The organism is Chloroflexota bacterium (genome assembly GCA_018648225.1).
GTDB lineage: Bacteria > Chloroflexota > Anaerolineae > Anaerolineales > UBA11858 > NIOZ-UU35.
Genome location: JABGRQ010000174.1, coordinates 1 through 8646, shown reverse-complemented (window position 1 = coordinate 8646; position 8646 = coordinate 1). Strand labels below are relative to the sequence as shown.

Sequence of the window (8646 nt, the reverse complement as noted above, 5' to 3'; positions counted from 1 at the left end):
TCGCTATTTTCAAAACTGACACCAGCGCAGTGCATTTCTTTCTTACTCGTACTTATCTTAGGAGAGCGAATATGAGAAAGCCCCAAACCCTTTTATTTGTGGGAAGTCTTTTACTACTCAGTGCCCTCATCGTGGCAGGATGCGAGGCTCCAGCTACACTGACCGTAGTGCCTTCCCCAACCCCCGAAGTAACACCAGACCCTGAAGGCATCCCAGGCGCAGCCGCCAAAGCCGTAGACCTGATTGCCGCCTGGGTGGAGGCTGGCACACCCGAAACGGAGGCCTTCGACTACACAGGTATCGACGGTAATACCTATCCGGCCACCTATGAAGCCGACATTCAACCCTTGTTCACCGAGAACGGTTTATGGTTCGAGAGCGCACAAGCCTGCACCGGCTGCCACTTTGGCAACACCGAAAATTCCTACCACGAAATGGATCTGAGTTCCTATGCCGGGATTATGATCGGCGGCGATGCTCTCTCCAGCCCGCCCGGCGTGCCGTTGTTTGGGCAGTCTGAAATCGGCGCGACCGACTACGATTGGGATCATTCCAAACTCAAAGAACGCCTGCGCAATAACCGGATGCCACCCGGATGGGAGTTCGACATCACCGAAGCCAACCGCGACGGCCCCTGTCTTGAAGTTTCAGACGACGGCGTTGAAGTTGAACTCGGCGAATACGACTGCGATCTGCACGCTATGGATCTGATCGGCGCCTGGGTTGAAGCGGGCGCTCCCGAAAGCGATTCCTTCGAAGCGGGCGGCGCAGCATTGACTTTCGAACGCGATGTACTGCCCTTCTTCACCGAACCCAATATGTGGTTCGAAGGCTCGCAGAACTGCACCGGTTGCCACTTCGGTAATACCGAGAACTCCTACCACGAAATGGATTTGTCATCCTACGAAGGTATCATGCTCGGCGGCGATGTGCTCTCTTCACCCCCCGGCGTGCCATTGCTCGGCCAATCTGAAGTCGGCGCCACCGACTACGATTGGGATCACTCCAAGCTGCGCGGCCGTTTGCGCAACAACCGTATGGCCCCTGGCGTTGAGTTCGACATCACTGAAGAAAATCGCGACGGCCCCCTGGTACTGCACGGCGAACGCGTGAAAACAGATACCGAAATGGCACTCTATGGCAACGGCGATTGTGAAGTCAAGGCCGTAGACCTGATTGCCGCCTGGGTTGAAGCTGGCACACCCGAAACGGAGGCCTTTGCCTTCGCTGATCTGGATAGCGCGGCCTGTGAAGCCACGTATGAAGCCGACATTCAACCCTTGTTCACCGAGAACGGTTTATGGTTCGAGAGCGCACAAGCCTGCACCGGCTGCCACTTTGGCAACACCGAAAATTCCTACCACGAAATGGATCTGAGTTCCTATGCCGGGATTATGATCGGCGGCGATGCTCTCTCCAGCCCGCCCGGCGTGCCGTTGTTTGGGCAGTCTGAAATCGGCGCGACCGACTACGATTGGGATCATTCCAAACTCAAAGAACGCCTGCGCAATAACCGGATGCCACCCGGATGGGAGTTCGACATCACCGAAGCCAACCGCGACGGCCCCTGTCTTGAAGTTTCAGACGACGGCGTTGAAGTTGAACTCGGCGAATACGACTGCGATCTGCACGCTATGGATCTGATCGGCGCCTGGGTTGAAGCGGGCGCTCCCGAAAGCGATTCCTTCGAAGCGGGCGGCGCAGCATTGACTTTCGAACGCGATGTACTGCCCTTCTTCACCGAACCCAATATGTGGTTCGAAGGCTCGCAGAACTGCACCGGTTGCCACTTCGGTAATACCGAGAACTCCTACCACGAAATGGATTTGTCATCCTACGAAGGTATCATGCTCGGCGGCGATGTGCTCTCTTCACCCCCCGGCGTGCCATTGCTCGGCCAATCTGAAGTCGGCGCCACCGACTACGATTGGGATCACTCCAAGCTGCGCGGCCGTTTGCGCAACAACCGTATGGCCCCTGGCGTTGAGTTCGACATCACTGAAGAAAATCGCGACGGCCCCGTAATTTTAGCCGGAACGAAGAAATAGACAAAAAAAGGAGCGGCAGTGAAAACTGCCGCTCCTTTTTTTGTCGGGGGGAAAAGCCAGGGGGGCTACTTATGCACAGTATAGGCGTAAATCACACCATCGGCATCGCCAATATAAATCCAATCATTCGCCACCGTCAGCCCAACGCGCGGGGCGTTGACATCAACAGCCATGCGCCATAATTCGCGGCCATCGTTGGCATCGAGCGCAATCATATCGCCGCGCTGACTGATGAAATATACCGTTTCGCCCACAATCACTGGCGCGCCCAGTAGATAATTGAACGACTCGCCACCGATATTATACGTCCACAGGCTCTCGCCGCTGTCCATTTGCCAGGCGTGAACAACTGTGTTGGCCGAACCATAATAGACTGTGTTTCCGGAGCCTGCCAGGGACGGCACCCAATTGCCAGTGTCGCCGCGCCACGCCAGCGTTCCGGTTTGTGCATCCACCCCGGAAAGAAAATCCTGATAGGCAATATACGTCACCATCTCGTCAGTGGCGTACACCGCTTTCACAAATCCATCTTCCGAAACATACTCCCACAAAGGGCGACCATCCGCCGCCGAGAGCGCGTACAGGCGCATCGGCCCGCCTTCATCCACATCCACCGCCGGGTTGACATAACTGCCCCCTGTATAGACAACTTCGCCGGTCGAAAAGGGAGTTTGTAAAATATAATTTTCGGATTCAAATTCCCAGCGGATAGCTCCGCTGCGGGTATCCAGCGCAAAGAGTTTGGCCTGCCCCTGGGGATCGGCCTGCAAGCCTGGCCCCACAAAGGTGGTTGCAACGAAGAGCGTTTGGTCTAGTACATACAGCGGAACCTGTGCATTGATCCCCAGCGCCGTCTCCCAGAGCAGATCGCCGTTTTGCGCATCGAGCGCGGCCACATTCCCTCCGACCATAGCGATAAAAACTTGTTCGTCAGCCATGGCATAGGCGCGATGCCAGATGCCTTCGGGAGGGCTGAACTGCCAGCGCAAATCTCCGGTTTGGGCATCCAGGGCCGTTAACAGGCCGTCTTTCGGCACAAAAACGAGTGTGTTGCCAGTACGCAAGGGCGGATGATCAATAGCCCCCCCAGAATCGTATTGCCAAACCAGCGCTGGAGGCAACTCGCGCAGCGACGGCGCGGGCTGTGAAGCGCAGGCTATCAAAATCAGCGGCAGGGAAACTGCCAAAATAAGGTTTTTTTTTATCGACATAAGTATTTTTACGCAATTCCAATCCGCATATTCGGGAAAGGTGACTGTCATCTTGTTATTCTCTCAACAACCCTCGCGACATCGCTACCCGCACAGCTTCGGCGCGATTGGAAACATCCAGTTTCTTTAGAATGTTACGCACATGCGTTTTGGTTGTATTTTGCGAAATTACCAGTGTGACCGCAATTTCAGCAGAAGTCATTCCGCGTGCAAGGCAGCCAAGCACCTCGATTTCACGCGCAGTCAGCGATTGGCGCGGCACATGGCGATGTCCCTGGCGCAAAGCTTCCATCACCTGCCCGGTCACCTCGGCTGCCAGCACCGATTGGTCGGTCATAATCGTTAGAAGTGAAACACGTAATTCATTCGGTTCGGTGTTTTTGAGCAAATAACCATTTGCGCCTGCGCGAATGGCCCCCAGCAGATCGCCTTGCCGTTTCGAAATCGTCAGCATCACAATGCGCAAATCGCTACCCGCAGCGCGCAAAGCGCGCACCGTATCCACCCCATCCATGATGGGCATATTAACATCCAACAGCACAAGTTGGGGCTGTGTGCGGGCGATCACATCCAGCGCCTGCACACCGTTTTCGGCTTCGCCTACCACCTCAAACTCATCCATCTCTGCCAGCAAACTGATCAGACCGGCGCGAAAAAGAGCATGGTCATCCACAACAACAATCGGGATCGATTCTTGATGTTTATTCATACACAACCTGCGCGGGGGTTGGCGTCCAGCGGAGATGTACTGCAGCGCCAGCTCCAGGTCGGCTGGTCAATTGAAAATCAGCGCCAATCAAATCTGCCCGTTCGCGCATACCACGCAAACCGTGGCGCGAGGCGCCCTGTGTTTCCGATGGAAAAAACCCACAACCATTATCACTGATTTCCAGGAATACTTCTTTTCCTTGCCAATCGCACGCGATGACCACATGATTTGCCTCCGCGTGCTTGCGAATATTACTCAGCGATTCCTGAATAATCCGGATCAACTGGATTTGAATTTCGGGCGGCAAATTAATTTCTGCATTAACGCCACTGGTCGATACCGTTATCGCTGTATTTTCTTCAAACTCAGCCGCAATTTGTTCAACCCACCCAATAAAACTATTTTCTGATGGATCCATGAACAAATCATCAATAGCTTCACGCGCATCTTCATAGGCGCTCGAAACAGCCTGATAACTCAGCGTAATGCCGCGTTTCAATTGGTCGAAATTTTGCTGATCGAAGGCTTTTTGCATTTGAATCATTTGAAGTTTTAAAAAACCCAATGTTTGCGCCAATCCATCATGAATTTCGCGTGCCAGCCGCGTGCGCTCCCCCAGTGTGGTGTTATATTCCAATTCGGTCATCAGATGGGCGTTATGAATCACCAGGGCCACTTGTCCAGCAACGGTTTGCAGCAAAGCCAGTTGCCGCACCTGGAATTGCGTTGCCCGGCGATTCCCCACCAGGATACTGCCCAAAGTATGGTTATTCTGCGAAATCAACGGCACAGCCATCACCGAGCAATTATTATGGGCTGCATCCTGCCCGCTGGCTATCTCCCCAACCCGAATTGGTTCGCCAGATTGCAATGCACTCATCAGAAAATTCATCACTAACGACCCTCCGGCATCCGGAATTTCGCCCGAAGTCAGCCGATGTACTGTGTTCTCGCTATTGCCCTCTTGCAATATCAGCGTGGCGAAATCAGTTTCCAGCGCCGCGCGCACATTTTCCAGCATCTGGGCGAGCAAGCCTTCGAGATCGGCTTTGGCGCGCACCCGCTGCAATTGTCGCAAAGTCGTCAGTTCACGTTGCCGCAAACGAACGCCATCCAACGATAAGGCAATTTCATCAGCCATTGCCTGAACAAAGCTGCGCGTTTCGGGTAGCAAATTGCTTTTTTTGGGCATATACAGATTCAACATGCCAAATTTATGTTCCCCGCGATTAAGCGGAAAACAAAAGATACGCATTTCATCTCCAGAGAATTGAGCCAACATAGGGCATGTTTCAATCCCATCTTGACGCGAACAAGTCGAACAACGCTCATGCACTTCTGGCGAGGCCAGATATTCAATCAGCGCGTTCAACTTCTCCGGAGGCTGCTCACCAAAATTAATCACCGCCAACGGCTGACAATGTTCATCCAACGGCACGAATGAAGCCCCTTTGGCACCCGTCAATTCAGCCGAAAGTTGCAGCGCCAAATTAATCATTTCGCGCTCATCATTCGCTTCAACGGATATTCGATTGATGCGAAATACCGCTTCCAAACGGCGGCTACTCTCATGGATTTGGGTATTGGTAATTTCAGCCTGTCGAAGCTGGATGCGCATTTCATCCTGTGTGCGTGTTCGCTGTACCCAAAACCAGTATATAACCCCAAAGAGCAAAGCAACAAAAACGGCTTCGACAAGCGTATGCATCGCTTCCGAATGGCGTTCTCCCCAGGTTGTATCCCACAACACAAACGCGGCAGACAACATCAGCGCGATGCCGCCCGCCAACCAGGGGAATAACCTGTTATCAAACCTCGAAACCTTCACCATCGCTCCTATATATCGTTGGCTGCCCATGAATACAACACCGCGTCAGGGGGTTGGTTACCCTCAAAACAAGATAACAATCATCTAAATTATAAGCGATTTAGATACATTCAGAAACACAGCAAAAAAATAAAGCGCAGTTGCAACTGCGCTTTATTTTTAATGGCTATGGCTATGTCCGCCGCTCCCCGTCTCCGGGCCAAGATAGCGGCGGATGGGTCCCAGACGATGATGATACAAAGCAATCAGACAGGATAGCAGCGTCGTCAGCGGCACGGCGGCAAACAAACCTAAAGAACCAACCAATGTGCGTACCACCTCTTCGGCCACATATTCCAGATTGAGTAAAAAGCCAAACTGCTCCCCCGAAAGTGAGAATAACAAAAACATCGGCAAGGCGGCCCCGGCGTAGGCCAGCACCAGCGTATTCACTGTCGCGGCCACATGATCTTGTCCCACGCGCATCGCCCGCTGATATAACTCGCGCAGCCTCAAACCCGGATCCAGGCCATGCAGTTCAAATACCACTGAAGCCTGCGTGATAACCAGATCGTCCAGCACGCCCAGCGCGCCAATCAACATACCCCCCAAGACCAGCCCGCGCAAATTAAGCTGCACATCGGCCTGCTGCACCAAAAAGAGCACATCTTCGTTGCCGAAGCCGGTCAGACGCGTCAGATCGACAAAAAAGCCCGCCAGCAGCGCCGTAATCATCAACGAGAGCAGCGTCCCCAACACCGCGGCATGGGTTTTCAACGTCCAGCCGTACACCAGATACAGTGTCACCGCCAGCAAGAAAAACGCCCCACTGACACTCACCCAAAGCGGATCGCGGCCTTGCAAAATCTGCGGGATGATATAGAACACAATTACCCCCAGGCTGATTGCCATCCCGATCAGGCCGCGCACACCTTTCCAGCCGCTAATCAGCACACTAAAGATCACAAAAGTGGCAAACAAAACCGCAATTGGGCGCGTGCGCACAAAATCCATAAAAAAGGCCGTAATATAACCATCGAGGTTTTTGCCCACGCTCACAATCACGCGATCGCCCACATCCAGATTCAACCCCTCGGGGCGTGTCTGCCGTTTGCCATAATCCACTTCGAGCTGGGTACCCGCCCAATCGCCTTCGAGCAACTCCACCCGCAGCAATTGATATTCCTGCTCCACGTTGCCCACCTGCACCGTACCCTCTTCCACAATCGCAACGATCTCGGCGCGCACCGCATCGGAGCCAAAGCCAATTCGGTTGCCCGCGGCCGCGTCATCGGGGTTAGCCGCCAGCCTGGGGATAAAAATCCATATCAGCACGGCAGCCAGCCCCGCCAGGGTCAGCGCCGCCATCCAAAAAAGACGATTATTTTTCAGCATAAGATTATTTGAAACCACAAAGAACACGAAGGTTCACGAAATTTTTGCTGTGTGTGCCTTTGTGCCCTTCGTGGCTATAAGTTTATTTTTCTACGGATGCGTGAACACCAGCCGCCAACCGCCCCAATAACGTTGTCCCCCGTCAGCGCATTCGGGCACAAACAGGGCAACCGGCTCGCCGCCCTCGGCAATATGCAGCGTATAGGTCTGTTCGGGGGTCATCTCAAAATCGGCATACCCCAGCCCCATTTCGGGTTTCAGACCGGTATAAAAGTGCTCTTCGCCGCCCGGCCACTGTACAATCACCTCCACGCCAGGAACCCCTTCACCCGCAGCATTCGTCACCACAATTTGAATCGTCGAGTCCTGTGAAACCGGCTCGCAAACCAACGCCTGATTCTTTAACACATACGGCGGTGAAAGCGTAGGTGTGAGCGTTAGCGTTGGCAGGGGCGTGAACGTGGGGATTGGCGTGCGCGTGAGGGTAATCGTAGGCGAGGGGCCAGATGTCGCCGCAAGCGTGGCTTCACTTTCTACCTCGAGGGTGGTTGCCGCGTTTTCAGCAGATACCGTCTCCGAGGGAAGTCCATCTTCCGGCGTACCATCCAGCGGGGAGACCGTAGCAAGCGACTCCGCCTGGCCCGTGGGTGTGCGCGGGGCAGGTTCAGGAACTTCACCCAACGCCGACGAAAGCCGCGCCAGCGCCAGGGCTTCGTTGTACGAAAAACCCTCTGCCAAATAACGCTGACTCTGCGCAGCCAGCACCCCGGCTGGATCATCATCCGCCAGCAAAGCCAGACGAGCATTGGCGCGGGTCTGGTCGCCCGTGGCATCGTAGGCCAAAGCCACCAGCGCGCGGTAGGCATCTTTATAATCCGGGCGCAGCGAATTCGGCGCAGAATTCGAAACCGCGGCAGGCGGCAGCATCCATGAAATCACCAGCCCCGCCACCACACCGATAATCAACCCACTGAGCAAATACCACGAACCCCGACTCTCCCTCATGGCGTCTCATCTCCCAACGGATTATCGTACCAGGCCAACACAGCGTCGAAAAGCGCATCGAGTTTATCAAGATCGGCCGCGGTATAGCCCACATCGGCAGCGAATTTCGCCACATTTTGGATCAGCACCAGCGGTTCCTCATCTCCCAGAAAAGCCAAACGCGCAATTGCCGCGGCGGCATCACGCTCTGCCTGATAAACTTCCGCGACCATGAGCACATAATCGGCGCGATAATCTTCGCGCAGGCTGTCGGGCGTGGTATCTACAAACGCCACGGGGTCAACCGTCAGGCCATAGAATAACCCCAGGCCAATACCGATCAGAATAACCAAGATGAAACCAATCCAACGAGACATACCCCAAAGTGTACCCTAATTTTGTCAAACAGTGGAGAAAAAATGTAATTTTTCCCATGCTATAATGCCCATGAGGGGTTTTAAAAACGACCCAACTGGTTGAGGAGACAACACA

General features: G+C 54.1%; 7 protein-coding genes. 1 reads left to right on the top strand and 6 read right to left on the bottom strand.

Translation table 11 applies throughout. The features are described 5' to 3' along the window. Window positions 1-71: 71 nt before the first annotated feature. A complete protein-coding gene (locus HN413_15935; GenBank protein MBT3391889.1) occupies window positions 72-2048 on the top strand; it encodes a hypothetical protein in 1977 nt (658 codons plus the stop codon). A gap of 65 nt (window positions 2049-2113) precedes the next feature. Here HN413_15935 and HN413_15930 read toward each other — a convergent pair whose 3' ends face one another. From HN413_15930 to HN413_15905, 6 genes are all read right to left on the bottom strand, one after another. Then, window positions 2114-3259: a PQQ-binding-like beta-propeller repeat protein gene (locus tag HN413_15930; protein ID MBT3391888.1), complete on the bottom strand. Its 1146-nt coding sequence runs from the start codon at window positions 3257-3259 to the stop codon at window positions 2114-2116. A 55-nt stretch (window positions 3260-3314) separates the two neighbouring features. Continuing rightward, window positions 3315-3968: a response regulator transcription factor gene (locus HN413_15925; protein ID MBT3391887.1), complete on the bottom strand. Its 654-nt coding sequence runs from the start codon at window positions 3966-3968 to the stop codon at window positions 3315-3317. Beyond that, on the bottom strand, window positions 3961-5826 hold the full coding sequence (locus tag HN413_15920) for a GAF domain-containing protein (GenBank protein ID MBT3391886.1): 1866 nt from the start codon (window positions 5824-5826) through the stop codon (window positions 3961-3963). Before HN413_15920 ends, HN413_15925 begins: the two co-directional genes overlap by 8 nt. A 129-nt stretch (window positions 5827-5955) precedes the next feature. Then, on the bottom strand, window positions 5956-7170 hold the full coding sequence (locus HN413_15915; protein ID MBT3391885.1) for a YibE/F family protein: 1215 nt from the start codon (window positions 7168-7170) through the stop codon (window positions 5956-5958). 90 nt (window positions 7171-7260) lie between these two features. Further along, the gene (locus HN413_15910) at window positions 7261-8175 is read right to left on the bottom strand and encodes a hypothetical protein (protein MBT3391884.1); all 915 of its coding nucleotides are present in this window, start codon (window positions 8173-8175) and stop codon (window positions 7261-7263) included. Further along, window positions 8172-8531: a hypothetical protein gene (locus tag HN413_15905; protein MBT3391883.1), complete on the bottom strand. Its 360-nt coding sequence runs from the start codon at window positions 8529-8531 to the stop codon at window positions 8172-8174. The genes HN413_15910 and HN413_15905 overlap by 4 nt, the downstream gene beginning before the upstream one ends. Window positions 8532-8646 lie beyond the last annotated feature (115 nt).